We start from the raw sequence: 25,886 nt of genomic DNA on the forward strand, positions 1-25,886 counted from the left end.
CTGGGGTTACACCTTGAACGGATGGCGGAGCAGGATCGTTTCGTCGCGGTCCGGGCCCGTCGACACCATGTCGACCGGCACGCCAGCCACTTCCTGGACGCGGGTCAGGTAGGCCTGTGCGTTCGCCGGCAGTGCTTCCCACGTCTTGATGCCGACCGTGCTTTCCTTCCAGCCGGAGAAGGTTTCGTACACGGGCTCGCAACGGGCCACATCGGCCGCGCCGCGCGGCAGGATGTCCACATCCTTGCCGTCGATCTTGTAGCCGACGCACAGCTTGACTTCGTCGAGGCCGTCGAGCACATCGAGCTTCGTCATGCACAGGCCCGACACGCCGTTGATCTGGATCGAGCGGCGCAGCGCGGCCGCGTCGAGCCAGCCCGTGCGGCGCGGACGGCCGGTGACGGAACCGAATTCCTTGCCGACGTTCGCGAGCGTGACGCCGACCTGGTCCTGGCGCTGCGGGTTGTCCGCATCGTACAGTTCGCTCGGGAACGGGCCCGAACCGACGCGCGTGCAATACGCCTTCGTGATGCCGAGGATGTAGTTGAGCTTCTGCGGACCGACGCCCGCGCCGGCCGACGCCGCACCCGCGACGCAGTTGCTCGACGTGACGAACGGATAGGTGCCGTGATCGATGTCGAGCAGCGTGCCTTGCGCGCCTTCGAACAGCAGGTTCTGGCCCGCGTTGTTCGCGTCGTACAGGCGGCGCGACACGTCGGCCACCATCGGCTTCAGGCGGTCGGCATAGCCGAGCATCGTGTCGAGCGTGGCCTGGAAGTCGACGGCCGCGCCACCCAGGTACTGGGTCAGCACGAAGTTGTGGAAATCGAGGTTTTCGCGCAGGCGGTCGGCGAAAGTCTTCGCGTCGAACAGATCCTGCACGCGCAGCGCGCGACGGCCGACCTTGTCTTCGTACGCGGGGCCGATGCCGCGGCCCGTCGTGCCGATCTTGCCCGCGCCCTTGCGCGCTTCGCGCGCCTGGTCGATCGCGATGTGGTACGGCAGGATCAGCGTCGTGGCTTCGGAAATGAACAGACGGTCGCGCACGTTCACGCCGGCTTCTTCGAGCTCGCCGATTTCCTTGAACAGTGCTTCGGGGGACAGGACGACGCCGTTGCCGATGTAGCAGGCGACGCCTTCACGCATGATGCCCGACGGAATGAGGCGCAAGATCGTTTTCTTGCCGCCGATGATGAGGGTGTGGCCGGCGTTGTGGCCGCCCTGGAAACGCACGACGCCCTGAGCGTGGTCCGTCAGCCAGTCGACGATCTTGCCCTTGCCTTCATCACCCCATTGAGTTCCCACCACGACGACATTGCGCCCGGGAGTCACGTTCACTGCGCTGGCAGACATGTTGATTCGTTAGCTGGTTAAAAACGTATTCTACCTATGTTCGCGGGCGTTTCCGAATTTTTCCGTTTCGCTTCAACGATATGCACGCCGAAGCACGGCCCGCGAACGCCTGTTTATCGGGGTTCGACCACCCATGCGCCGTTGCGCTCGACGAGCGAACGGTCGCATGCGAACTCGTCGAGCACGTGGTCGTGGCCCGGCAGTGCCTGGATCACGACCTCGCCCGCATCGCGCAGCGCCGCGACGGCCGCGCCCAGCGCGTCGTCCTGCGCCCACGGCGCGAGAATCGCGGTGCCGCGCGCCTCGACCGGCGAAATCCGCGCGAGCTCGCGCAGGTCGAGCGAGAAGCCCGTGGCCGGACGGGCACGGCCATATGCCTGACCCACGTGATCGTAGCGGCCGCCGCGCGCGATCGCGTTCGGCACGCCGTCGATGTACGCGCTGAACATCGCGCCGCTGTGGTACGCGTAGCCGCGCAGGTCGGCGAGATCGATCGCCACTTCGGCGCCCTTCGCCTGTGCGGCGAGCTGCGCCAGATCGTCGAGCGCCCGCGTGATTTCGGGCAGCACCGGCAGCCGTGCGCGCGCCTCGGCGAGCACGCTCGCGTCGCCGTAAAGGTTCGGCAGCGCGCGCAGCGCTGCCCGCGTATCGGCACCGAGATCGTCGGTAAGTTCGTTCAGCAGCGGCACGTCCTTGCCCGACAGCGCGTCGTACAGCGACTCGCCGCGCTCGGCGGCCTGCGCATCGCGCGCCAGCAGCGCCGCGAGCACGCCCGCGTGGCCGAGGTCGAGACGGATGCGCGACAGGCCCGCCAGATGCAGTGCGTCGAGCATCAGTTGCTGGATCTCGAGATCGGCTTCCAGCCCGGCATGCCCGTAGATTTCGGCGCCGATCTGGATCTGCTCGCGCGTCGCATGCAGGCCGCGCGGACGCGTATGCATCACGTGGCCCGCATAGCAGAGGCGCGTCACGCCCTGACGGTTCAACAGGTGCGCGTCGATCCGCGCGACCTGCGGCGTGATGTCCGCGCGCAGGCCGAGCGTGCGGCCCGACAGCTGGTCGACCAGCTTGAAGGTGCGCAGGCGCAGATCGGCGCCGCCGCTCGTCAGCAGCGACTCGAGATACTCGAGCAGCGGCGGCATCACCATTTCGTAGCCGTACGAACGGAAGCGGTCGAGCAGCCTGCGGCGCAGCTCCTCGATCTTGCGCGCTTCCGACGGCAGTACGTCGGCGATATTCTCGGGAAGTAACCAGGTCGACATCGGTACGGTCCTACGACGGGAAACAGCGCGCGACACGCGCGCCGCGATGTAAATCGGAAATTCGAAATCGGGCGGGACGAACGGCGGATGCGCCGTCCGGATCAGGTCTCCGGTCAGGTGGCGAGTAGCAGCAGCACGAGCCCGAGCACCATCACGATCAGCCCGCCGATCCGGATATGATGCGGCGGCCGCTCAGCTATTCTACGAAACGTGTCGCGCCAGGCGACGGGAAACACGAAGGGAAACGCCCCCTCGATGATCAGCATCAGCGCTACTGCGAGCAACAACGAGCCAGCCAGGTCCATGCGAGCGACGGCGCCGCTCGACGCGGCGCCCAAAGGTCAGTGTTTGCGGGGAGCAGGCGCCGACGGTGCGGCACCGCCCGTCGGGCTGCGCATGAAGCGGAAGAACTCGCTGTCGGGATCGACGACGATGATGTCGTTGCGCTTGAACGTCTTCCGGTAGGCCTGCAGGCTCGCGTAGAACTGATAGAACTGCGGATCGCGGCCGAACGCATCGGCGGCAATCGTCGCGGCCTTCGCGTCGCCCTCGCCCTTGATCGTCTGCGCGGATTTGTACGCGTTCGCGAGCACGGCCTGCTGTTCCCGTTCGGCGTCGGCCTTGATCTGCTCGACGTCGGCCGCGCCTTCCGCACGCACCTGTGCCGCCTGATCGCGCAGCGCGCCGATCATCCGCTGATAGACGGCATCCGCCTGCGCGGCCGGCAAGTCGACGCGCGTCAACTGGACGTCGGCCACGTCGACGCCGAAACCGGACGCTTTCGCCTTCGCCGCGTCGCGGGCCGCGTCGGCGATCGCGCGCTGGCCGCCGAGGGCGTCGTCGAGCGCACGCTTGCCGAACGCGTCGCCGAGCGCGCTCTTCAGCACACCGGCCAGGCGTTCGGTAGCCGCCGCCGGATCGCCGCCCGTCGCCGTGAAGTATTTCAGCGGATCGCTGATCCGGTACTTCACCGCATACGCAACGAGCAGGTCGTGCTTGTCTTCCGTTGCCAGTTGCAGCGGATCGGACGACTCGAGCGATTGCAGGCGCGTGTCGATCAGCGTCGCCGTCTGCAGTGGCGGCGGCAGCTTGAAATGGATACCGGGGCCGGCGAGTTCGGGCTGTGCGCCGTCGCGGCCCGACAGCACGGCCGTATGGCGCGGATCGACGGTCAGGACCGTCGAGGACGCCGCGAAGGCAACGATCACGATTGCGACGACGAGCGCAATGATTCGGTTCATGTTCTGCGCTCCCGTTACTTCAGATCGTCTTCACGCGACCGGCTGCGGAAACCTTCGCGCGATCGCAGCACGTCGCCGCCCGACGCCGCGGCGGCCGATGCCGCGCTCGCGGGTACGGCTGCCGCCGGCGCGACAGCCGCCGGTGCGGACGCCGCATCGGGCGCGGCTGCGCCGGTGGACGTCGCGGCGTTTTGCCGCCCGTGCTCGACGAGCTTGTCGAGCGGCAGATACACGACGCTGTTGCCGCCCTTGTTGCCGACGAACACCTTCGTCGCGTTCGAATAGATTTCCTGCATCGTCTCGAGGTACATCCGCTCGCGGATCACCGCCGGCGCCTTCGAGTACTGCGCGTAGACCTGCTTGAAGCGATCGGCATCGCCTTCGGCTTCCGTGACCACGCGATCGGAATACGCCTTCGCTTCGTCGACGAGCTTCGCGGCATCGCCCTGCGCCTTCGGCAGCAGGTCGTTTGCGTACGCCTGCGCGGCGCGCTTCGCTGCCTCGCGCTCGTCGCGCGCCTTCGCGACTTCGCCGTAGGCGGCCTGCGTCTGCTCGGGCGCGGCGACGCTCTGCATCGTGACGGCCGTCACCTCAAGCCCCGACTGATAGCGGTCGAGGTCGCGCTGGATCGCGGCGGAAAGCTGCTCGCGCAGCGCGTCGCGATCCTGGTTCAGCACGTCGGCAGCACTGCGCGTACCGACGATCGTACGCACCGCGGCCTGCGCGGCCTGCGACACGCTGCGCTCGGGATCGACGCTGCGGAACAGGTAATCGGTTGCCGAACGAATCCGGTACTGGACGATGAAGCGCACGTCGACGATGTCGGCATCGCGCGTCAGCATCGCCGCTTCCTTCACGTTCGCGAGACGCACGACGTTGTTGCGGCCGATCTCGATCGAGCGGACCTGCGACGTATCGACGATCTCGTGCGACGCGAACGGATACGGCGCGCGCCAGTGCACGCCCTGGCCGACCGTGCCCGACAGCTTGCCGAGCTGCAGTACGACGCCCGTCTGGCCGTCCTGCACGACGAACAGCCCGCTGCCCGCGTAGACCGCGACCAGCACGCCGATCACGATGCCGACGCCGACCCGCGCGGCCCGTCCGTTGTCGGGACGGAAGCCGTTGCCGCCCTTGCCGCCGAAAAGGCCGCTCAAGCGGCGGTTGAAGTTGCGCCACATCTCGTCGAGATCGGGCGGACCTTCGCCGTCACCGCCTTGCGGACGCTTCGATTCGTTCGCACGGGGACGGGATCCGTCTTTGCCATTGCCTTCGCCGCGTCCCCAGCGGGGATCGTTGATCGACAGCAAGGCGCGCATCCGCCGCCAGGTACTCCGCTCGTTGTATTCGTTCACCAGAGTTTGTTCACCAGATTAGACGCCGGCGAACCGGCCGGGACCGGTTAGCGCCCGTGTTCGGAAATCGTGCGGTCTTCGTGTGATTCAGCGGACGCGCCGTCGAGTGCGCCGTTGGGTAACATCGCGCTGGGAAGGTGTTCCGCGGAGGCAATCTCGGCGATGGCGGCACGCAACGCGTCAAGCCCCTGACCGGTGCGTGCGCTCAAAAAGACGCGCGAAATATTACCATACTCGTCCCGCTCGACCGCGTCGCCGCGGGCCGCCAGTTCGGGCACCGCGTCGATCTTGTTGAACACCAGCACCTGCCGGATCGTGTCCGCGCCGATCTCATGCAGCACGCCGTTGACCTGCTCGATCTGCTCGAGCCTGACCGCACTGGATGCATCGACCACGTGCAGCAGCAGATCCGCGTGGATCGTTTCCTCGAGGGTCGCGCGAAACGCCGCGACGAGCTGGTGAGGCAGCTCTCGGATGAACCCGACCGTATCCGACACGACGATCTGGCCGACCTCGTCGCCGAGGTACACGCGCCGCGACGTCGTATCGAGCGTGGCGAACAGCTGGTCGGCCGCGTAGGCCTGCGCTTTCGTCAGCGCATTGAACAGCGTCGACTTGCCCGCGTTCGTATAGCCGACCAGCGACACCGACATCGTGCCGCTGCGCGCGCGCTGCCGGCGTTGCGTGCTGTGTTGCCGGCGCAGCCGGTCGAGCCGCGACTTCAGCATCTTGATGCGCTCGCCGATCAGCCGGCGGTCGGTTTCGAGCTGGGTTTCGCCGGGGCCGCGCAGGCCGATACCACCCTTTTGCCGTTCGAGGTGGGTCCATGCGCGAATGAGCCGCGTCGACAGGTATTGAAGCTGCGCGAGCTCGACCTGCAGCTTGCCTTCATGGCTGCGGGCGCGCTGCGCGAAGATATCGAGGATGAGGCTCGTGCGATCGACGACCCGCCTGTTAAGTGCCCGTTCCAGATTGCGTTGCTGGGCCGGCGCCAGTGCGTGGTTGAAGATGACGATTTCGACGTTGTGCGTGTCGCAGGCAAGCCGCAGTTCATCGGCTTTGCCGCTGCCGATGAACATCGCGGCATCGGGACTGGCGCGACGACCTGTGAGGGTGACGGCGGGACGGGCCCCCGCGCTGGAGGCGAGAAGACTGAGTTCTTCGAGACTGGCTTCGAAATCGGTCTTGCCGAAATCGATGCCGACGAGCGCTGCGTTGATCAAATTATCGGGTGTCAAGATAAGGCGGCTGGCATCGGTCGCTCGCGGCGACCGGATGCCGGCCGCTGCGATAGGTTAGGACGAAGCTTCCGCGTCCGGGTGGAAATTCACCGGGCGCGCCGGCACGACCGTCGAGATGGCGTGCTTGTAGACCATCTGGGTCACCGTATTACGGAGCAACACGACGTACTGGTCGAACGATTCAATGTTCCCTTGGAGCTTGATGCCGTTGACGAGGTAGATCGAAACGGGAACGTGCTCTTTGCGCAGTGCGTTCAAAAACGGGTCTTGTAACAATTGCCCTTTGTTGCTCATGGCGTACTCCATCTTTTTTTGCAGGTTGATCTGGATTGGCGGGGAAGAAAAAGAGATCCGGCGCCAATCGCTACACTATAGCCGATTTTGCCTGCCCCGCCCGGGGCATAGGCCTTGCGGCCTATCCCTTGCGGGGCGTGCTTCAGCCCTTGTCCGCGTACGGATTGTTCGACGAACGGAACTCTATGCGCAATGGAGTCCCGGTCAGCGAGAAAGTTTCGCGGAACCGGTTTTCCAGGTAGCGCTTGTACGTTTCCGTCACGGCGTCGAGCGCGTTGCCGTGGATCACGATGATCGGCGGATTCTGGCCGCCCTGGTGCGCGTAGCGCAGCTTCGGACGCACCGGGCCGCGACGGCGCGGCTGCTGGAACTCGACGGCCTCGATCAGCGCGCGCGTGAGCTTCGGCGTCGGCAGCTTCGCCATCGCCGCCGCGTACGCGTCGTCTACCGAGCGCATCAGCGTGCCGATACCCGTCTTCTTCGCGGCCGAAATGAAGTGCGATTTCGCGAAGTCGAGGAATTTCAGCTTGCGGGTCAAATCCGCTTTCGCGCGGTCTCGCGCGTGGTCGTCGAGCCCGTCCCACTTGTTGACGCCGATCACGAGCGCGCGGCCCTGCTCGACGACGAAGCCGGCGATGTGCGCGTCCTGGTCGGAAATGTCCTGCTGCGCATCCAGCAGAAGAATGACGACATTTGCGTCGGAAATCGACTGCAACGTCTTCACGACCGAGAACTTTTCGATCGCCTCGAACACCTTGCCGCGGCGCCGCAGGCCGGCCGTGTCGATCAGCGTGTATTTCTTGCCGTTGCGCTCGAAGTCGACGTAGATCGAATCGCGCGTGGTGCCCGGCATGTCGAACGCGATCACGCGGTCCTCGCCGATCAGCGCGTTCACGAGCGTCGACTTGCCGACGTTCGGCCGGCCGACGATCGCGATCTTGATGCCGCGCGACGGGTCGTTCTCGTCTTCCTCTTCGGGCTGGTCCCTGTATGCGACTTCCAGCGCCTCGTTGATCATGTCGGTCACGCCGTCGCCGTGCGCGGCCGAGATCGCGCGCGGGTCGCCGAGCCCGAGCTCGTAGAAGTCGGTCGCGACCGCCGTGTACTTCATCCCCTCGGCCTTGTTGACGACGAGGAAGATCGGCCGGCCAGTCTTGCGCAGGTAGTCGGCGATCGACTTGTCCTGCGGCGCGAGCCCGTTGCGGCCGTCGACGATGAACACGACGACGTCGGCCTCTTCAACCGCCTGCCGCGTCTGGCGCGCCATCTCGTGCAGGATGCCGTCCTTCGCGACGGGTTCGAAGCCGCCCGTATCGACGACCAGGTACGGCCGCTCGCCGACGCGCCCTTCGCCGTAATGGCGATCGCGCGTCAGGCCCGGCAGGTCGGCAACCAGCGCATCGCGCGAGCGCGTGAGCCGGTTGAACAGCGTGGATTTCCCCACATTGGGGCGCCCAACGAGGGCAATGACCGGTTTCATCTGTGTTTTCTACGGTGAAGCGCAGCAGCGGGAGGCCCGCTGCTGCGGGCGGCTGCGCTGAATGAAAATATCACGAATTCGCGCCGCGCCCGATGCGCGCGCCGGGCGCGCGTTGCGCGCCGTCGTCTTTCGTCTCAACTGCCTTTCAAATACCGAGCGGCCGGGAACACCGGCCGCCTTCATGTCGCGCGGCCAAGGCGCGCGGGACAAGCCCGTCGCACCGCGGCCGCGCATGTTTCGTGCGCGTCAGCGCGGACGGAACCCGTACAGGCCGCCGTCCTTCGTCTGCACGACGAGCGTATTGCCCGCGAGGACCGGTGCGGCCGTAATCGCGCTGCCGTCGGTCTTCATCCGCGCGATGAAGCTGCCGTCTTCGCGCGACAGGAAGTGCACGACGCCCTGGTAGTCGCCCATCACGACCGCATGCCCGAGCAGGTACGGCACCCCGACGTCGCGACTCTTCAGCTTGTCGTTGCGCCAGAGCTGATTGCCCGACGCCGCATCGTACGCCGTCACGACCGACCAGTCGTCGCCGCCGGCGACCACCGAATCGTCCTGTGCGACGCCGCTGCGGCTCGAGAACGGCTTTTCCCACAGCGGGCGGCCCGAGTTCGCATCGAAGCAGCCGAGCTGACCCTGGAACGTCACCGCGCAGGCTTCGGCACCCACGAGCGTCGGCGGACCGCTGACGTCGTTGATGCGCTCGACCTCGGTCACGCCCTTCGGGAACGACACGGGCGTCTGCCAGAACGGCTCGCCCGTCTGCAGGTTGATCGCGACGAGACCGCCGCCGGGGAAGCCCGCCAGCACCGCCGCGTCGCCCGCGAACGTCATGCCGGCCGACACGCGCAGGTTCAGCGGTACCGCGCGGTTGCGGTAGTTCCACTTCTGCTCGCCCGTCTGCGCGTTGAAGGCGATCACCTGCCCGTCGATCGTGCGGACGACCACGAGGCCGTTGCCGACGAGCGGCGGCGAGAAGATCTCGCCCTGCACGCTGGTCTTCCACAGTTGCTTGCCGTCCGGGCCCAGCACGAACACGCCGCCCTTCAGCGCGCCGACCGCGGTCAGGTTGCCGTCGCTGCCGACGCCGGCCGACAGGTCCGAATCGACCTTCGAGCGCCATACCGTCTGGCCCGTCTTCGCGTCGATCTTCTCGACCGAACCGTTTTCGCCCGCCGCATAAACGGCGTCGCCAACGGCCACCGGCGAGAACAGGTAGCGTCCGCCCTTGCCGACGCTCGCCTTCCAGACCTGTTGCACGTCCATCACGGGCTTGAACTCGGTGAGCGGCGTCGGCACGCGGCGCGCATCCTTCGACGACGAGCAGGCCGCCAATGCCAGGACAGCCGCCGCGCAGGCAACGGGCACAGCGTAACGTTTCAGCAAATTCATCGGTTAGCGAAGCAGAGTTAAGAGGTTGAGGGGACCGGGGTTCAGCCGCCGAGCGCGTCCAGCTTGAACTGCACGAGCTGGCGCGCGGACTGGTCGTCCTTCGACAGGCCGTCGAGCGCCAGCTTGTAAGCGGCGCGCGCATCGTCGGTCTTGCCTTGCGCGGCAAGCAGATCGCCGCGGCGATCGGCCACGAGGCCCTTGAATGCATCGAGCGGCGTACCCGACAGCAGCGCGAGGCCCGCGTCGTATGCCTTCTCGTCGAGCAGCAGCGATGCGAGACGCAGCTTCGCGATCTGCTTGTACTCGTCGTCCTTGGCGTGATCGACGGCCCATTGCAGCTGCGCCTTCGCGCCTGCGGAGTCGCCGGCCGCGTACAACACCTTCGCGGCCGCGAGCGCCGTCATCTGCGCATACGGCGTGCTGCCGAACTTGTCTTCCATGTCGGCGGCCGCGCGAGCCATCGTCGCCTTGTCGTTCGCGGCGGCGGCCTTCTGGACCTGCTCGTACAGCCCGGACGCCTCGGCAGCCTGACGGCGCTGCCAGTAGTTCCAGCCGTTGAAACCGGCCGCGACGACGAGCGCCGCGAGCACGATCCACGTGGTGAGGTTGCCCCAGCGGGCCCACCACGCCTTGACACTTTCAATCGATTCTTGTTCGTCGTGATAACTCATCGGCGAGCGATTCCTTCCTGTTCAGGCCTTTCTTGTCGAGCGATTGCCAGCGCGATCAGTCGTCGCCGTCTTCGGCGGATGCAACCATCGCATTGATTAGGAATTCGGTCAAGCTTTCGACCGGTACGGTCTGCTGAACGTTCTTTTCCCCGTCTTCGCCTGCACCGCGCAGCGCTTTCACGCCCACCGCTCCGTTCGCGACCTCTTCTTCGCCGAAGATCACCGCGAATGCCGCGCCGCTTGCATCGGCCCGCTTCATCTGCGACTTGAAGCTCGCCGGCGCGCCGTCGGCGCTGCAGTGGAAGATCACGTCGAGGCCCGTGTCGCGCAGGCGCTCGGCCGCGATGAACGCCTGTTCGCGGGCGGTCTCGCCCTGGTGCACGACGTACACGTCGACGCCTTCCTGCTCGGGTGCCAGATCCTCTTCCTTCAGCAGTTCGAGGATGCGCTCGATGCCCATCGCCCAGCCGCACGCGGCGGTCGGCTTGCCACCGAGCTGCTCGATCAGCGGATCGTAGCGGCCGCCGGCCGCGACCGTGCCCTGCGCGCCGAGCTTGTCCGTCACCCACTCGAACACGGTCAGGTTGTAGTAGTCGAGGCCGCGCACGAGACGCGGGTTGATCTTGAACGGAATGTTGTTCGCGAGCAGCAGGCGCTGCAGCCCCTCGAAGTGCGCGCGCGATTCGTCGCCGAGGAAGTCGATCAGCTTCGGCGCGTTCTGTGCGATCTCCTGCAGCGCGGGATTCTTCGTGTCGAGCACGCGCAGCGGGTTCGTATACAGGCGGCGCTTCGCGTCCTCGTCGAGCACGTCGGCGAACTGCTCGAGGTACTTGATCAGTTCGACGCGGTGCGCGGCGCGCTCTTCGGCGAGGCCGAGCGAGTTGATCTCGAGCTTGATGCCGGTCAGGCCGAGGTCGTCCCACAGGCGCTGGCACATCATGATGATCTCGGCATCCGCATCGGGACCCGCGAAACCGAGCGCCTCGACGCCGACCTGGTGGAACTGCCGGTAGCGGCCGCGCTGCGGACGCTCGTGACGGAACATCGGGCCGATGTACCACAGGCGCTTCGGGCCGTCGTACAGCATGTTGTGCTCGATCGACGCGCGCACGACGGCCGCGGTGTTTTCCGGACGCATCGTCAGGTTCTCGCCGTTCAGCGCGTCGGTGAAGCTGTACATCTCCTTCTCGACGATGTCGGTGACTTCGCCGATGCCGCGCGTGAAGAGCTGCGTGTGTTCGACGATCGGCGTGCGGATGTTCTGGTAGCCGTATGCGCGCAGCAGCGATTTCACGGTGGCTTCGAAGAATTCCCACAGGCCGGCATCCTGCGGAAGGATGTCGTTCATGCCCTTGACGCCGGTGAGTTTCTCGATCTTGCGTTTCTGTTCAGTCATCGTGTGTGTTGACGAATTAGTTCACTGCCGCGTCGGCGCGGCCATAGTTGCGTGCGACGTAGTCGCTGACGATCTGCTGGAATTCCTCGGCGATCCGCTCGCCGCGCAGCGTCTTGACCTTCTCGCCGTCGATGAAGACGGGCGCGGCCGGGTTTTCGCCCGAACCCGGCAGGCTGATGCCGATGTTCGCGTGCTTCGATTCGCCCGGGCCGTTGACGATGCAGCCCATCACCGCGACGTTCATCTTCTCGACGCCCGGGTACTCCTTGCGCCAGACCGGCATCTGCTCGCGCAGGTAGGTCTGGATCTGCATCGCGAGTTCCTGGAACAGCGTGCTCGTCGTACGGCCGCAGCCCGGGCACGCGATCACCATCGGCGCGAACGAGCGCAGGCCCATCGTCTGGAGGATTTCCTGGCCGACGATCACCTCGCCCGTGCGCGACGCGCCCGGTTCCGGCGTCAGCGAGATGCGGATCGTGTCGCCGATCCCTTCCTGCAGCAGCACGCCGAGCGCGGCCGTCGATGCGACGATGCCCTTCGAGCCCATGCCGGCCTCGGTCAGCCCGAGATGCAGCGCGAAGCCGCAGCGGCGGCCGAGTTCGCGGTACACGGCAATCAGGTCCTGCACGCCGCTGACCTTGCACGACAGCACGATGCGGTCACGGCCGAGACCCAGCTCGACTGCGCGTTCGGCCGAGCCGATCGCCGACTGGATCAGCGCCTCGTACATCACGCTTTGCGCGTCCCACGGCTGCGAACGCGCGCCGTTCTCGTCCATCATGCGCGCGAGCAGGTCCTGGTCGAGACTGCCCCAGTTCACGCCGATCCGCACCGGCTTGTCGTACTTGGCCGCGGCCTCGATCATCTGCGCGAACTGCGTATCGCGCTTCGCGCCCTGACCGACGTTGCCGGGGTTGATCCGGTACTTCGACAGCGACTCCGCGCAGCCCGGGTAATCGCGCAGCAGCAGGTGGCCGTTGTAGTGGAAATCGCCGACGAGCGGCACGGTCACGCCCATCCGGTCGAGCTGCTCGCGGATCGCGGGCACGGCGGCCGCGGCCTCCGGCGTGTTGACCGTGATGCGCACCAGCTCGGAGCCCGCGTTCGCGAGTTCCTTGATCTGGATCGCGGTGCCGATCGCGTCGGCCGTGTCGGTATTCGTCATCGACTGCACGCGCACCGGCGCGGCGCCGCCGATCGTCACGAGCTGCCCGCCCCAGCGGACATCCACCGCATGCGACACGCGGCGCGGCTGATGCCCGCCGAACACCGGCTCGGTTGAACAAATCTGACTGCTGCGTGGGGATTGAGCTTCGGATTGCATCGATAGATCCATTTACGCGGAATGCGCCGCGACGCGGCGCATGAATTGAAAAAGCGCCGTGTCCTCACGGCCTGCCGATATCGACGACAGGCCTTCGCCACGGCGCTTGACGTCAGGGCAACGTGAACCGCGCCACATTACCCCGCGCTGCCGAATATTTTGCCGGATCGACAGGTTTTCCGTCGAACGCGACCGCGTCGAGGCCCGCCTTGTTGCCGATCGTGACCTTGAACGGCCCGTCGCCGGCGACCTGCTTCGTCTCGCCGGCCCGCACCAGTGCCGAGAACAGCTCCTTGCCGTTCTTGTCGCGCACGCTGAACCAGCAATCCTGCTTGACCTTCAGTTCGACCATCGACTGGCCAGCTGCAACCACGACGCTCGCCGGCTCGGCCGGCGTAGCGGCACTCGCGGCCGTCGTTGCCACGACGGGCTGCGATGCAGCCGCCGCGACCGGGGCCACGGGCGCCGGGACAGCAGACGCAATCGCCGGTGCCGGGGCGGCAGATGCAGCGGCCGGGGCCGGAACCTCATTGGCGGCTACGGCCGACGCGCCGCTCGCAGCCGCCTCTTCGACGGAAGACGACGATGCCGCCGGCGCGCTCGCAGCCGACGCATGTTCCGCGTCGCCGCCCTTGAAGCGCGCGAGCAAGCTCGACGAATCGCCGCCAGTGTGCCACATCAGTACGGCAACCACTGCTACGACGACGATCGCCGTTCCCCACAGCCACGGGTGGTGGTGCGACGAGCCGCCCAGCGGAATCGACACGCGGCCGCGCGGCAGATCCGTCCCCGACGATGCGGGCATCGACAGATCGACTTCCGGCACCCCGCGCTCGCGGCGCAGCGCCTGCGCGAACGGTTCCGGGTCCACGCCGAGCATCTTCGCGTAGCTGCGCACGACGCCGAGCGCGAACGTCACGCCAGGCAAATGACTGATGTCGCCGGCCTCGAGCGCCCGAAGCTTCTGCGGTGCGACCTTGAGCCGCGCCGATACGTCGTCGACCGTCCAGCCCTTCGTCTCCCGAAGCTGCGCCAGCCGGCTGCCGACCGCCGCCAGCGATTCCAGTCCCGCCGGTGCCGGTCTTGCGGCATTCGTCTCTGCGCCGTTAGTCGGCTGCGGCTCACTCATCCTTGTCCTCGCGTCGATTCTTCTTCACTGGCGGCCGCCGCCGACTCCCCGCCGGCCGGCACCCGCAACTGTTCATACCATGCGCGGCGCCGTGGCGCCGCGACCGATCGCTATTCGCGTGTTGTACCGCCAAGAGGTTCGGGCATCCTCGGCTAGGCACCCCCAGCTGGGCGCCCCCAGCTAGGCGCCCCCGTCAAACCGCCCGAACTTCGATGATTTTTGCTGCCGTGCCCGTTCGTTCCGCGAGGCGCGTGCGGTCCTTCACCGCGCCGGCCAACTGGCCGCACGCGGCATCGATATCGTCGCCGCGCGTCTTGCGCACGGTCGTGACGACACCCGCGTCGATGAGGACCTGCGCAAAGCGCTTGATCTGCTCCGGCTTCGAGCGAATGAGGCCCGATTCCGGAAACGGATTGAACGGGATCAGATTGAACTTGCACGGCACGTCACGCGTGACGGCCAGCAGTTCGCGCGCATGCGCTTCGGTGTCGTTGACGCCGTCGAGCATGCAGTATTCGAACGTAATGAAATCGCGCGGCGCGACTTTCAGATAGCGCTGGCACGCGGCCATCAGTTCGCGAAGCGGATACTTCTTGTTGAGCGGCACCAGCTCGTCGCGCAGCGCATCGTTCGGCGCGTGCAGCGAAACGGCCAGCGCGACCGGCAGCTCGGCGCCGAGGCGGTCCATCATCGGCACCACGCCGGACGTCGACAGCGTGACGCGGCGGCGCGACAGGCCGTACGCGTTGTCGTCGAGCATCAGCCGCATTGCGGGCACGACCGCGCTGTAATTCAGGAGCGGCTCGCCCATGCCCATCATCACCACGTTGGTGACGACCCGTTCGGCCTTGCCGTTCGGGCCGGGCGCGCGGCCCAGCGACGCTCGCAATGCAAATTCGGCCATCCGCAGCTGGCCAATGATTTCGGCTGTCGACAGGTTGCGGGAAAAGCCCTGCTTGCCCGTCGAACAGAAGCGGCAGTTGACCGCGCACCCGGCCTGCGACGACACGCACAGCGTGCCGCGCGCCTCTTCCGGGATGAACACGGTTTCGACCGCATTGCCGTTTCCGACGTCGATCAGCCACTTGCGCGTGCCGTCGGTGGAAACGTGATCGCTGGCGATATCCGGCATCACGATCGACGCGCGGCCCTTGAGTTTCTCCCTCAGGGACTTCGCGAGATCGGTCATTCCGTCGAAATCGCCGGCGTTGTATTGGTGGATCCAGCGCTGCAACTGCTTGGCGCGGAACGGCTTCTCGCCGAGGCTGCCGCAGTACGCGACAAGACCCTCGGCATCGAAGTCGAGAAGATTGACGGAAGTTTCGCTCGTCATGATGTGCTGCCTTGCCGCGTGCGCTGAATCCTGCCTACCTGCTGTCAGCCAGAGCTTAACGCGAGTAAACGTTCATTTCCGGGAAGAAGAACGCGATTTCGACAGCAGCCGTTTCAGCTGCGTCCGAGCCGTGCACGGCGTTCGCGTCGATGCTGTCGGCGAAGTCGGCGCGGATCGTGCCCTTTTCCGCCTTCTTCGGATCCGTTGCGCCCATCAGGTCGCGGTTCTTCAGGATCGCGCCTTCACCTTCCAGAACCTGGATCATCACCGGGCCCGAGATCATGAAATCGACGAGATCCTTGAAGAACGGACGCGCTGCGTGAACCGCGTAGAACTTCTCTGCGTCAGCACGCGACAGATGTGCCATGCGCGATGCGACGATCTTCAGGCCGGCGCCTTCGAAACGGCTGTAGATCTGGCCGATCACGTTCTTTGCCACCGCATCCGGCTTGATGATCGACAGGGTGCGCTCGATTGCCATAAAAACTCCAAGAAATTAAGAAGTTACAGGTTCAAATGAATCCGCTATTGTAGCACGATCCCGTGTATCATTGCGATTGAACCCTTACACACGTGAAAGGTTCCGAATCCATATGTTTTGCGCCGCGCAGCCATTGAAACCTCGCGGTGCGGAACGTATCTTAGCCATAGCTGCTCCGGTTTGCTGCGCCGCACACCGCGCGCGCCGAACCGGCCCCGGACGCCCACGCGTTCCATGTTAGGAGAAACCATGAACGACTATCCGTACAATTTCGGTCGCGGCGGTTCCGTCAGCACCGCCGAGGTTCGCAACCGCGTGCTGCGGAACACGTACTGGCTGCTCGCGCTATCGATGGTGCCGACCGTGCTGGGCGCCTGGGTCGGCGTCGCGACGGGCTTCTCGCTGTTCGCGGCCACGAGCCCGATGATGAGCCTGCTCGCGTTCTTCGCGATCGCGTTCGGCTTCATGTTCGCGATCGAGCGGACGAAGAACAGCGCGGCCGGCGTGTTCGTGCTGCTCGGCTTCACGTTCTTCATGGGCCTGATGCTGTCGCGGCTGCTGAGCTTCATTCTCGGTTTCTCGAACGGCCCGTCGCTGATCATGCTCGCGTTCGGCGGCACCGGCATCATCTTCGCCGCGATGGCGACGATCGCCACCGTCAGCAAGCGCGATTTCTCGGGGCTCGGCAAGTGGCTGTTCATGGGCGTGATCGTGATCCTGCTCGCATCGGTCGCGAACATCTTCCTGCAGCTGCCGGCACTGATGCTCACCGTGTCGGTGCTCGCGATCGCGATCTTCTCGGCGTACATGCTGTTCGACGTCCAGCGCGTCGTGAACGGCGGCGAGACGAACTACATCTCGGCGACGCTCGCGATCTACCTCGACCTGTACAACGTGTTCACGAACCTGCTCGCGCTGCTCGGCATCTTCGGCGGCAACCGCAACTGACGTTCGCCACGCACCACGAAAAAACCGGCCCGAGGGCCGGTTTTTTTACGTCCACCGCCCGGCTCAGTCGCGCTCGAACAGCGCGATCGATTCGACGTGCGACGTATTCGGGAACATGTTCACGACACCGGCGCCCTTCAGCCGGTAGCCGGCCTCGTGCACGAGCAGGCCCGCATCGCGCGCAAGCGTCGACGGGTTGCACGACACGTAGACGATCCGCCTCGGCAGCGGGCCTTCGCCGCTTTGCGCAATCTCGGCCAGCGCCTTCGACACCGCGAGCCCGCCTTCGCGCGGCGGATCGATCAGGAACTTGTCGAATGCGCCGAGCGCGCGGATGTCGTCACCCGTCACTTCGAACAGGTTCCGGCACGCGAACGTTGTGTGGCCATCGACACCGTTCTCGCGCGCATTCGCAAGCGCGCGCGTCGTCAGCGTGTCGCTGCCCTCGATGCCCATCACTTCGCGCGACAGCCGCGCGAGCGGCAGCGTGAAGTTGCCGATCCCGCAGAACAGGTCGAGCACGCGGTCGTCGCGCGACGGTGCGAGCAGACGCAGCGCACGGCCCACCAGCACGCGGTTGATCTGATGGTTGACCTGCGTGAAGTCGGTCGGCTTGAACGGCATGCGGATGCCGAACTCCGGCAGCGTGTAGTCGAGCGACACGTCGAGCGGATAGAACGGCGTCACCGTGTCGGGGCCCTTCGGCTGAAGCCAGAACTGCACCTTGTGCTCGTCCGCGAACGCGCGCAGCAAAGCTTCGTCGTCCGCGTTGATCGGCTCCAGCACGCGCAGCACGAGCGCCGTGACCTCCGAGCCGACCGCGAGCTCGATCTGCGGCATCCGATCGCGGATCGACAGCCCCTCGACGAGCCGGCGCAGCGGCACGAGCATCGCCGACACGTGCGGCGGCAGCACCTCGCAGCTCGTCATGTCGGCAACGTAGCTGCTCTTCTTCTCGTGGAACCCTACCAGCACGCCGCCCTTCTTCGCCACGTTGCGCACGGTCAGGCGCGCCCGGTAGCGATAACCCCACGACGGGCCGTGGATCGGCGCGAACATCGTTTCCGCCCGCAGCTTCGCCAGGTGCCACAGGTTGTCTTCGAGCACGCGCTGCTTGACCGCCACCTGCGCGCGCATGTCGAGATGCTGCATCGAGCAGCCGCCGCAGGTGCCGAAGAACTTGCATTTCGGCTGCGTGCGCATCACGCTCGGGCGCAGAATGTCGACTACCGTCGCCTGCTCGTAGCTCGGCTTGCGGCGGTAGCTCGAATAGGTCACGCGCTCGCCGGGCAGCGCACCCTCGACGAAGATGACCTTGCCCGGCTCGCCGTCCTCGGTCATCGTGCGGCCGACACCGCGCGCTTCCATGTCGAGCGATTCGATCTCGAGAACCGGGGCGTTCCCGGGCGCGACGGGCGCATTTTTCGATTTGCGCGCAGAAGTGGGGACGGCTTCGGACACCAGCTTTTCCTGACAAACGTTGAAGAAGGCGAGATTGTAGACGACGAAGGCCCGCATCGGCCGCTTTGCATCGGGCAAGCGCCGACACTTAAGCATAGACGGCCGCGCGAATAGCTCAGGAAGGCCCGCAGCCGGCGGGATGCGAACCAGTCAGGAGAGGCCGGGAACCAGAGATCCGCCCGACAGGAGATTCGACCATGCAACTGATCGACTGGAACATCCAATGGGGTCGGGACGCCAACGGCGTTGTCGATCTTTCGCGCACCGTCGCGACGATCCGCCGGCTCGGCGATTTCGACGTGCTGTGCCTGCAGGAAGTCACGCGCGGCTTCGGCGCATTGCCCGGCCGGCCCGGCCCCGACCAGTTCGTCGAACTCGCGGCACTGCTGCCCGGCTATACGATCGTCGAAGCCATCGGCGCGGACCTGCCGGCCCTCGAACCGGGCGCACCGCGCCGCCAGTTCGGTAATGCGATCGCGACCCGGCTGCCGGTCGGGCGCGTGCTACGCCAGTTACTGCCGTGGCCGGCCGACGCCGGCGCGCCGTCGATGCCGCGCATCGCGCTCGACGTCGAGCTGCACGCGCCTTTCGGCCCGCTGCGCGTGGTCACCACGCACCTCGAATACTATTCGGCGCGCCAGCGGCTTGCGCAGGTCGACGCGCTGCGCGCCCGGCATCGCGAGGCCTGCGCGCACGCGGAACGGCCCGCGCCAGCCGAAACTGCCGAGGGACCGTTCAGCGCGACCGGCCAGCCGCGCGATGCGATCGTCTGCGGCGATTTCAACAGCGCGTTCGGCAGCGATGCGTACCGGCGCTTCCTGGAGCCGATCGCCGACGCCCCGCGCTTCGTCGACGCATGGGTCGCGCGGCATCCCGGCAGCACGCCGCCGCCGACAGCCGGCGTCTACGATACGGTGCAATGGTCGGAGGGGCCGCTCGCGTGCGACTTCGTGTTCGTGACGGAAACGCTGCTGCCGCGCGTCATGCGCTGCGAGATCGACGGCGACGTGCGCGCGTCGGATCACCAGCCGGCGCTGCTCGAACTCGCTTGATCGCGCCCGCCGCGCTACGCGGCGAAGCCGGCCAGGTATTCGGCCCAGTGCGACGCCGGTTCCTGCGCGAGCGCGTTCTTCACGAGCAGGATCTCGTCCGCATACTCGCTCTGCGTCAGGCCGCCGCGCATCAGCTGAAACCGGCAATACAGCAGGTACGTATTGACGACGTCGGTCTCGCAATAATTGCGGATCTCCTCGATCCGCCCGTCCTGGAACGCCGGCCACACCTGGCTGCCGTCCATCCCGAGCTTGCCCGGAAAACCGCACATCTTCGCGAGCGCGTCGAGCGGCGCGTTCGCGCGCGCCTGATACATCGCGAGCACATCCATCAGGTCGGTATGCCGCGAGTGATAGCGCGAGATGTAGTTGTTCCACTTGAACTCGCGGTCGTCCTCGCCGAGATCCCAATAGCGGGTCGCGGGGATACCGTGCACCAGCGCGCGGTAATGGAGCACCGGAAGATCGAAGCCGCCGCCGTTCCACGACACGAGCTGCGGCGTGTATTTCTCGATCACGCGGTAAAACGACTGGATCAGCGTCGCTTCGTTGTCCTGCGGCGTGCCGAGCGAGCGGACGCGAAAACCGTTGTTGTCGCGGAACACGCACGAGATCGCCGCGATACGCTGCAGGTGATGCGGCAGGAAATCGCCGCCGGTCTTCTCGCGCCGTGCGGCGAATGCATGTTCGGCCACCGCGGCATCGTCGAGCGTCGCCGGCAGGTCTTCCAGACGGCGAATGCCGTCGACATCGGGAATCGTCTCGATGTCAAAAACAAGAATCGGAGTCATCGGTTACAGAACGGCGTCCTTGCGCACGCCGTTGGAGGCGAAAAACCGCTTGAGGCGCACCAGCGCTTCCTGCTGGATCTGCCGCACGCGCTCGCGCGTGAGCCCCATCTCGTCGGCGAGCTCTTCGAGCGTCGCCGGTTCGATGTGGTTCAGGCCGAAGCGGCGCTCGATCACGTGCCGATGCTTGTCGGACAGCCGCGACAGCCACGCGCGCGTCAGCGTCTCGAGCTCGCGGTGCTGCACCTCGGCGTCGGGCGACTGGCTCTGGTCGTCGGGCAGCAGGTCGAGCAGGCTGCTCGCGGGATCAAGGTCGAGCGGCGCGTCGAGCGACGCCGTGTGCTCGTTGAGCGCGAGGATGTCGGTGACTTCCTCGGCGGTCTTGCCGGTGAGATAGGCGATGTCGTCGATGCTGGCTTCACGGCGCTCGGCCGCCTCGCCCGTCGACATCGAATTCTTTTCGAGGTGGCGCTTCGCGCGCAGCACCTGGTTCAGTTCGCGGATCACGTGCACGGGCAGGCGCACCGTGCGGGCCTGGTTCATGATCGCCCGCTCGATGCTCTGCCGGATCCACCAGGTCGCGTAGGTCGAGAAACGGAAACCGCGCGTCGGGTCGAATTTCTCGATCGCGTGCATCAGGCCGAGGTTGCCCTCCTCGATCAGGTCGAGCAGCGGCACGCCGCGGTTCAGATACCCCTTGGCGATGCTGACGACGAGACGCAGGTTGCGCTCGATCATCACCTGCCGCGCCTCGAATTCGCCGGCCTTGGCGAGCCGGGAATAGCGCTGCTCTTCCTCGACGGTCAGCAGCGGCTTCACGCTGATGCGGTTCAGGTAATGCTGGATCGTGTCGGCCGTGAGCTCGGCCTGCAGCAGCGTGCGGAAATCGTCGACGTCGGGCGCGGCTTCCGCGCGGCCTTCGCGCTCGTCGTCGCCACCGTCCGCCTCGGCGTCGCGTGCCTCGAGATCTCGTTCGTTTTCCGCGACGTCGTCGTCATCGTCCGTCGAAGCGCCAGCTCGCCCCGCCGATGCTTGCGTGGCACGACTGATCTTCTCAGACTCGGCTTGCGGCTCGTGGCGCTTCGATTTCGGCATGGTCGTCTCGGTTATTGAGGCGGCAAATACTTCAGCGGATCGACAGGCTTACCCTGCCGGCGAACCTCGAAATGCAGCATCACGCGGTCGGCATCGCTGTTACCCATCTCGGCGATCTTCTGCCCCTTCGTTACCGCGTCCCCCTCTTTTACCATCAAAGCGCGATTGTGTGCATACGCCGTGAGGTAAGTTGCATCGTGTTTGATGATAATGAGGTTGCCGTAGCCACGCAGGCCGTTGCCCGAGTAGACGACGCGGCCGTCGGCCGCCGCCTTCACGGTCTCGCCGGCCGTGCCGCCGATGTTGACCCCCTTGTTCTTCGCGTCGTCGAACCCGTTCAGCACCGGGCCGCGCGCCGGCCACGCGAACGTCACGGGGCCGCTCGGGGCCGCCGCCGTGTCGCTCGACCCGGTGGCCGCAGCCGGCGGCGTTGCGAGCGTGGACGACGTGCCGGCGGCCGGCGTCGCGGGACCGCTGCTGAGCGGCGCAGTCGCGACGGCGGCGCCCGCGATCGGAGCGGCTGCCGGTACGCCCGCAGCCGGTACGCCCGCAACCGCAGCGCCACCCGGCGGCGCAACGCGCAGCAACTGGTCGACTTCGATCTGGTTCGGGTTCGTCAGGTTGTTCCACGACGCGATGTCGCGATAGTTCTGCCCGTTCTCGAGCGCGATCCGGTACAGCGTGTCGCCCGGCTTCACCCGGTAGTAACCCGGCGGCGGTGGCCCGAGCGGCACCGCGGGTTGCGCGGTGGCCGTCGTGCCGAGCGACCCGGAGCGGTCGACGACGGGCGCGTTGTCGAGCCGCGTCGCACAGGCGGCCAGTAGCGTGGAGAACGCAGCCACACAGATCGCGCGCTGGGCGAACGTGAGCGGTTCCCTGGATCGGTTGTTTTGCATCGCGCGCAACATACTCATCGGTTTCAAATCACTCCGGATTTTAAAGGGACAAAGAAAACGCGATCAAGCCGGGACTCTCGCCATTGCGCGTGCGCGACGCGCTCGACGAGCGTGAGCACCTGGTGCTGCCCGCTCTGCGCGCCGACCGGCGCGACGAGCCGCCCGCCGATCGCAAGCTGCTCGAGCAGCGCCTGCGGCACGTCGAGCCCTGCCGCCGCGATCACGATCGCGTCGAACGGGGCCGCGGACGGCAGGCCGACACGCCCGTCGCCGTAGTGCAGGCGGATGTTCGGCACGCGCAGCGGCCGCAGGTTCAGCTTCGCGCGCTCGTAGAGCGGCTTGATGCGTTCAATCGAATACACGTCGCGTGCCACGTGGCTCAGCACGGCGGCCTGATAGCCGCAGCCCGTGCCGATCTCGAGGACGCGCTCGAGCGTGCGGCCGGCCATCGCGAGCTCGATCATGCGCGCGACGACCGACGGCTTTGAAATTGTTTGCTGATGGCCGATCGGCAACGCCGAATCCTCATAGGCCTGCGTCGCAAGCCCAGGATCCACGAACATGTGGCGCGGCACCGCGGCCATCGCTTCCAGCACACGCGCGTCGGTCACGCCGTTCGCGCGCAGCCGTTCGACCATCCGCTCGCGCACACGTTCCGACGTGAGCGCGAACGCGCCGGCCGGCGCGACGCTCGGCGCGGCCGGCTTCGGCAGCGCAGGCTTCAACGCGGTCGGCTTCGGCGCGGTCGCAGGCTTCGCGGCGGCGGAACCGGACAGCGGCGCCCGCCCGGCAGCCGGCTTTACCGCAACCGGTTTCAGCACGGCTGCGGGCTTGTCGGTGGCCTTCGGCACCGCGACCGCCGCATGGCGTTCGCCGGCCCGACCTTCCGATTTGCGTGGCGCTCGCTTGAGATCTTCGAGCGCGAGCGGGAACCGCTTCGCGCGCTCGCCGCTCATGAAGCCCGCCCTCCGGCGCGCGCCCATTCGCGCGTCGCGGGCAGCATCTGCGTATGCGTGAGGTCGAGCTGCAGCGGCGTGATCGACACGAAACCGTTTGCGACGGCGTGGAAATCGGTACCCTCGCTCGCGTCCAGCGCCGCGCCCGCCGCCCCGATCCAGTAGACCGGCTCGCCGCGCGGGTCGGTCTGGCGAATCACCGGCTGCGACGGATGACGCTTGCCGAGGCGCGTGACCTTCCAGCCCTTCAGTTCGTCGTAAGGCAGGTTCGGAATATTGACGTTCAGCAGCGGCTGGCCCGGCAGCGGATTCGCGAGGAAGTGCTCGACGATTTCCGCGGCGACACGCGCGGCGTCCGCCAGATGGGTCCAGCCCTTGTCGGCCAGCGAGAATGCGATGGCGGGAACGCCGAACATGATGCCTTCGGTGGCCGCTGCAACTGTCCCCGAATAGAGCGTGTCTTCGCCCATGTTCTGGCCGTTGTTGATCCCCGACACGACAAGGTCCGGCTTCGCGTCGGCCATCCCCGTCAACGCGACGTGCACCGAATCGGTCGGCGTGCCGTTCACGTAGAAGAAACCCGTACCCGTCGCGCGCTGCACCGACAGCGGCCGCCACAACGTGAGGGAATTCGATGCGCCGCTGCAGTTCTGCTCGGGCGCGATCACCGTGAGTTCGGCCAGCGGCTGCAGCGCTTCGCTGAGCGCGGCGAGACCGGGGGCGAGATAGCCGTCGTCGTTGCTGAGTAGGATTCGCATCCGGCGATTGTAACCGAGGAAAGATGGCGCGAGAGCGACAGTCCGGCGGCCGTGGACGGGCGATTGCGCACGGTGCGCCGCCGCATCGAGCGGCGGCGTTCCGCGCTCAGATCGCGCCCGCGTCGCGCAGCGCGGCAATCGCCTGCGCGTCGTAGCCGAGGCCGCGCAGCACCTCGTCCGTATGCTCGCCGAGCTCGGGCCCGAGCCAGCGCGTTTCGCCCGGCGTGTCCGACAGCTTCGGCGTGATGTTCGGGAGCGGAATGTCGGTGCCGTCGGCGAGCTTGAAGCGCTGGATCATCTGCCGCGCGACGAACTGCGGATCGGTGAACATGTCGGCGGCGCTGTAGATGCGCCCGGCCGGCACGTCGGCCGCGTTGAGCACGACGAGCGCATCGTCGATCGTGCGCGGCGCGAGCCACTCGGCAATCGCGTCGTCGATTTCCTGCGTGCGCGGCACGCGCCCGTCGTTGCGCGCAAGCGCGGGATCGTCGGCGAGGTCGTCGCGCTCGATCGCCTTCATCAGCCGCTTGAAGATCGGGTCGCTGTTGCCGCCGATCACGATGCTGCCGTCGCGGCACGCATAGGTATTAGACGGAACGATGCCCGGCAGCGACGCGCCGGTGCGCTCGCGCACCATCCCGTACACGCCGTATTCGGGCACCACGCTTTCCATCATGTTGAATACGGCTTCATACAGTGCAACGTCGACCACCTGCCCCGCGCCGCCGTTGACCTTGCGGTGATGGAGCGCCATCAGCGCGCCGATCACGCCGTGCAGCGCGGCGATCGAATCGCCGATCGAGATGCCGATGCGCGGCGGCGGCAGGTCGGGATAGCCGGTGATGTGGCGCAGCCCGCCCATCGATTCGGCGATCGCGCCGAAGCCGGGCCGGTCGCGGTACGGGCCCGTCTGCCCGTAGCCGGACAGGCGCACCATCACGAGGCCCGGGTTGTCGGCCGACAGCACGTCGTAACCGAGCCCGAGCTTTTCGAGCAGGCCCGGACGGAAGTTCTCGATCACGATGTCGGCCTCGCTCGCGAGTTGCCGCGCGATCGCCTTGCCGGCATCGGATTTCAGGTTGAGCGTGACCGATTTCTTGTTGCGCGCCTGGACGGACCACCACAGCGACGTGCCGCCCTGCTCCGGATGAAGCTTGCGCCACTTGCGCAGCGGGTCGCCGCCGTTCGGATCCTCGATCTTGATCACTTCCGCGCCGAATTCGGCGAACAGCCGCGACGCGAACGGCCCCGCGATCAGCGTTCCGAATTCGAGCACTTTGACGCCCGCGAGCGGGCCCTGGCTGGTGCTCATGTGTCTCCCTGGCATGAGGAACGGCGCCGCCGGCAGGCGGCGCCCGGCTTACATCGTGCGGCGGTCGAGCATCGCGCGGGCGATGGTGCCCGCGTCGACGTATTCGAGCTCGCCACCCACCGGCACGCCGCGCGCGAGGCGCGTGACCGCGAGGCCGCGCGCTTTCAGCGTCTGGCCAAGGTAGTGCGCGGTGGCTTCGCCCTCGTTCGTGAAGTTGGTCGCGAGCACGACTTCCTTCACGATTCCGTCGGACGCGCGCCGCACGAGGCGGTCGAAATGGATTTCCTTCGGACCGATCCCGTCGAGCGGGCTCAGTCGCCCCATCAGCACGAAATACAGCCCGCGGTAAGTCATCGTCTGCTCGAGCATGATCTGGTCGGCAGGCGTCTCGACGACGCACAGCAGCGTCGGATCACGCTCTTCGTCGCTGCAGACCTCGCAGATCTGTGCTTCGGTGAACGTGTTGCACTTCTCGCAGTGCTGCAGGTGCTCGGTCGCGAACAGCAGCGACCGGCCGAGCCGCTCCGCGCCCTCGCGATCGTGCTGCATCAGGTGGACCGCCATGCGCTGCGCGGATTTCGGCCCGACGCCGGGCAGCACGCGTAGTGCTTCGACGAGAGCGGACAGGGCGGACGGCTGTTTCATACGGCGGCAAACAGTGGCAAGGA

The 25,886-nt window shown here is 66.5% G+C and carries 25 protein-coding genes; 2 read left to right on the plus strand and 23 right to left on the minus strand.

The genetic code is table 11. From position 1 onward, the window contains the following. Window positions 1-6: 6 nt before the first annotated feature. From BT264_RS11700 to ndk, 15 genes are all read right to left on the minus strand, one after another. Window positions 7-1,353: an adenylosuccinate synthase gene (locus tag BT264_RS11700; protein ID WP_072437237.1), complete on the minus strand. Its 1,347-nt coding sequence runs from the start codon at window positions 1,351-1,353 to the stop codon at window positions 7-9. A gap of 113 nt (window positions 1,354-1,466) precedes the next feature. Further along, complete coding sequence (locus BT264_RS11705; RefSeq protein ID WP_047900832.1) at window positions 1,467-2,615, minus strand: ATP phosphoribosyltransferase regulatory subunit; 1,149 nt, start codon at window positions 2,613-2,615, stop codon at window positions 1,467-1,469. Window positions 2,616-2,728: 113 nt separating this feature from the next. Beyond that, window positions 2,729-2,920, minus strand: a complete 192-nt coding sequence (locus tag BT264_RS11710) for a DUF2065 domain-containing protein (RefSeq protein ID WP_006478685.1) — start codon at window positions 2,918-2,920, stop codon at window positions 2,729-2,731. 36 nt (window positions 2,921-2,956) lie between these two features. Then, window positions 2,957-3,856, minus strand: coding sequence for a protease modulator HflC (gene hflC / locus BT264_RS11715; RefSeq protein WP_072437236.1), 900 nt, complete (start codon window positions 3,854-3,856; stop codon window positions 2,957-2,959). 14 nt (window positions 3,857-3,870) lie between these two features. After that, window positions 3,871-5,211 carry an FtsH protease activity modulator HflK gene (hflK, locus tag BT264_RS11720; RefSeq protein ID WP_072437235.1) on the minus strand — a complete coding sequence of 447 codons (1,341 nt, stop codon included), beginning with the start codon at window positions 5,209-5,211 and terminating at the stop codon, window positions 3,871-3,873. 47 nt (window positions 5,212-5,258) lie between these two features. After that, entirely contained in the window at window positions 5,259-6,434 is a 1,176-nt protein-coding gene (gene hflX / locus BT264_RS11725) for a GTPase HflX (protein WP_175961293.1), read from the minus strand. 72 nt (window positions 6,435-6,506) lie between these two features. After that, the gene (hfq, locus tag BT264_RS11730; RefSeq protein ID WP_006399927.1) at window positions 6,507-6,746 is read right to left on the minus strand and encodes an RNA chaperone Hfq; all 240 of its coding nucleotides are present in this window, start codon (window positions 6,744-6,746) and stop codon (window positions 6,507-6,509) included. Window positions 6,747-6,888: 142 nt separating this feature from the next. Next, window positions 6,889-8,226: a ribosome biogenesis GTPase Der gene (gene der, locus BT264_RS11735; protein WP_072437233.1), complete on the minus strand. Its 1,338-nt coding sequence runs from the start codon at window positions 8,224-8,226 to the stop codon at window positions 6,889-6,891. Between the two features lie 246 nt (window positions 8,227-8,472). Continuing rightward, the gene (gene bamB, locus BT264_RS11745) at window positions 8,473-9,618 is read right to left on the minus strand and encodes an outer membrane protein assembly factor BamB (protein WP_072437232.1); all 1,146 of its coding nucleotides are present in this window, start codon (window positions 9,616-9,618) and stop codon (window positions 8,473-8,475) included. 41 nt (window positions 9,619-9,659) lie between these two features. Continuing rightward, the gene (locus tag BT264_RS11750; RefSeq protein WP_034181284.1) at window positions 9,660-10,289 is read right to left on the minus strand and encodes a tetratricopeptide repeat protein; all 630 of its coding nucleotides are present in this window, start codon (window positions 10,287-10,289) and stop codon (window positions 9,660-9,662) included. Between the two features lie 55 nt (window positions 10,290-10,344). Continuing rightward, window positions 10,345-11,685 carry a histidine--tRNA ligase gene (gene hisS / locus BT264_RS11755; protein ID WP_072437231.1) on the minus strand — a complete coding sequence of 447 codons (1,341 nt, stop codon included), beginning with the start codon at window positions 11,683-11,685 and terminating at the stop codon, window positions 10,345-10,347. A 16-nt stretch (window positions 11,686-11,701) separates the two neighbouring features. Beyond that, window positions 11,702-13,009, minus strand: a complete 1,308-nt coding sequence (ispG, locus tag BT264_RS11760; protein ID WP_072437264.1) for a flavodoxin-dependent (E)-4-hydroxy-3-methylbut-2-enyl-diphosphate synthase — start codon at window positions 13,007-13,009, stop codon at window positions 11,702-11,704. Between the two features lie 112 nt (window positions 13,010-13,121). Continuing rightward, window positions 13,122-14,138 (minus strand): helix-turn-helix domain-containing protein, encoded by a 1,017-nt coding sequence (locus BT264_RS11765; protein ID WP_072437230.1) that lies wholly within the window; start codon window positions 14,136-14,138, stop codon window positions 13,122-13,124. A gap of 193 nt (window positions 14,139-14,331) precedes the next feature. Further along, window positions 14,332-15,471: a dual-specificity RNA methyltransferase RlmN gene (gene rlmN, locus BT264_RS11770; protein ID WP_072437229.1), complete on the minus strand. Its 1,140-nt coding sequence runs from the start codon at window positions 15,469-15,471 to the stop codon at window positions 14,332-14,334. 55 nt (window positions 15,472-15,526) lie between these two features. Next, window positions 15,527-15,952, minus strand: coding sequence for a nucleoside-diphosphate kinase (ndk, locus tag BT264_RS11775; RefSeq protein ID WP_006478674.1), 426 nt, complete (start codon window positions 15,950-15,952; stop codon window positions 15,527-15,529). A gap of 249 nt (window positions 15,953-16,201) precedes the next feature. On the opposite strand from ndk, the gene BT264_RS11780 reads away from it, so the two are divergent. Then, the gene (locus BT264_RS11780) at window positions 16,202-16,900 is read left to right on the plus strand and encodes a Bax inhibitor-1/YccA family protein (protein WP_006761414.1); all 699 of its coding nucleotides are present in this window, start codon (window positions 16,202-16,204) and stop codon (window positions 16,898-16,900) included. A gap of 63 nt (window positions 16,901-16,963) precedes the next feature. On the opposite strand, the gene rlmD is transcribed toward BT264_RS11780, so the two are convergent. Further along, window positions 16,964-18,418: a 23S rRNA (uracil(1939)-C(5))-methyltransferase RlmD gene (gene rlmD / locus BT264_RS11785; protein ID WP_072437263.1), complete on the minus strand. Its 1,455-nt coding sequence runs from the start codon at window positions 18,416-18,418 to the stop codon at window positions 16,964-16,966. 140 nt (window positions 18,419-18,558) lie between these two features. On the opposite strand from rlmD, the gene BT264_RS11790 reads away from it, so the two are divergent. Further along, complete coding sequence (locus BT264_RS11790; RefSeq protein ID WP_072437228.1) at window positions 18,559-19,413, plus strand: endonuclease/exonuclease/phosphatase family protein; 855 nt, start codon at window positions 18,559-18,561, stop codon at window positions 19,411-19,413. A 14-nt stretch (window positions 19,414-19,427) separates the two neighbouring features. Here BT264_RS11790 and BT264_RS11795 read toward each other — a convergent pair whose 3' ends face one another. From BT264_RS11795 to recR, 7 genes are all read right to left on the minus strand, one after another. Further along, window positions 19,428-20,204: a 3'-5' exonuclease gene (locus tag BT264_RS11795; protein WP_034181277.1), complete on the minus strand. Its 777-nt coding sequence runs from the start codon at window positions 20,202-20,204 to the stop codon at window positions 19,428-19,430. A 3-nt stretch (window positions 20,205-20,207) separates the two neighbouring features. After that, the gene (gene rpoS, locus BT264_RS11800; RefSeq protein WP_034181276.1) at window positions 20,208-21,296 is read right to left on the minus strand and encodes an RNA polymerase sigma factor RpoS; all 1,089 of its coding nucleotides are present in this window, start codon (window positions 21,294-21,296) and stop codon (window positions 20,208-20,210) included. Between the two features lie 11 nt (window positions 21,297-21,307). Next, window positions 21,308-22,210, minus strand: coding sequence for a peptidoglycan DD-metalloendopeptidase family protein (locus BT264_RS11805; RefSeq protein ID WP_072437227.1), 903 nt, complete (start codon window positions 22,208-22,210; stop codon window positions 21,308-21,310). 5 nt (window positions 22,211-22,215) lie between these two features. Further along, window positions 22,216-23,148, minus strand: a complete 933-nt coding sequence (locus tag BT264_RS11810) for a protein-L-isoaspartate(D-aspartate) O-methyltransferase (protein ID WP_072437262.1) — start codon at window positions 23,146-23,148, stop codon at window positions 22,216-22,218. Further along, window positions 23,145-23,906 (minus strand): 5'/3'-nucleotidase SurE, encoded by a 762-nt coding sequence (surE, locus tag BT264_RS11815; RefSeq protein WP_072437226.1) that lies wholly within the window; start codon window positions 23,904-23,906, stop codon window positions 23,145-23,147. The genes BT264_RS11810 and surE overlap by 4 nt, the downstream gene beginning before the upstream one ends. A gap of 106 nt (window positions 23,907-24,012) precedes the next feature. Continuing rightward, a complete protein-coding gene (locus BT264_RS11820) occupies window positions 24,013-25,218 on the minus strand; it encodes a CaiB/BaiF CoA transferase family protein (protein WP_072437225.1) in 1,206 nt (401 codons plus the stop codon). Window positions 25,219-25,266: 48 nt separating this feature from the next. Next, window positions 25,267-25,863, minus strand: coding sequence for a recombination mediator RecR (gene recR / locus BT264_RS11825; RefSeq protein WP_034181272.1), 597 nt, complete (start codon window positions 25,861-25,863; stop codon window positions 25,267-25,269). Between the last annotated feature and the right edge of the window lie 23 nt (window positions 25,864-25,886).

Origin of the sequence: Burkholderia sp. NFPP32, assembly GCF_900119325.1 — a bacterium.
Classification (GTDB): domain Bacteria; phylum Pseudomonadota; class Gammaproteobacteria; order Burkholderiales; family Burkholderiaceae; genus Burkholderia; species Burkholderia pyrrocinia_C.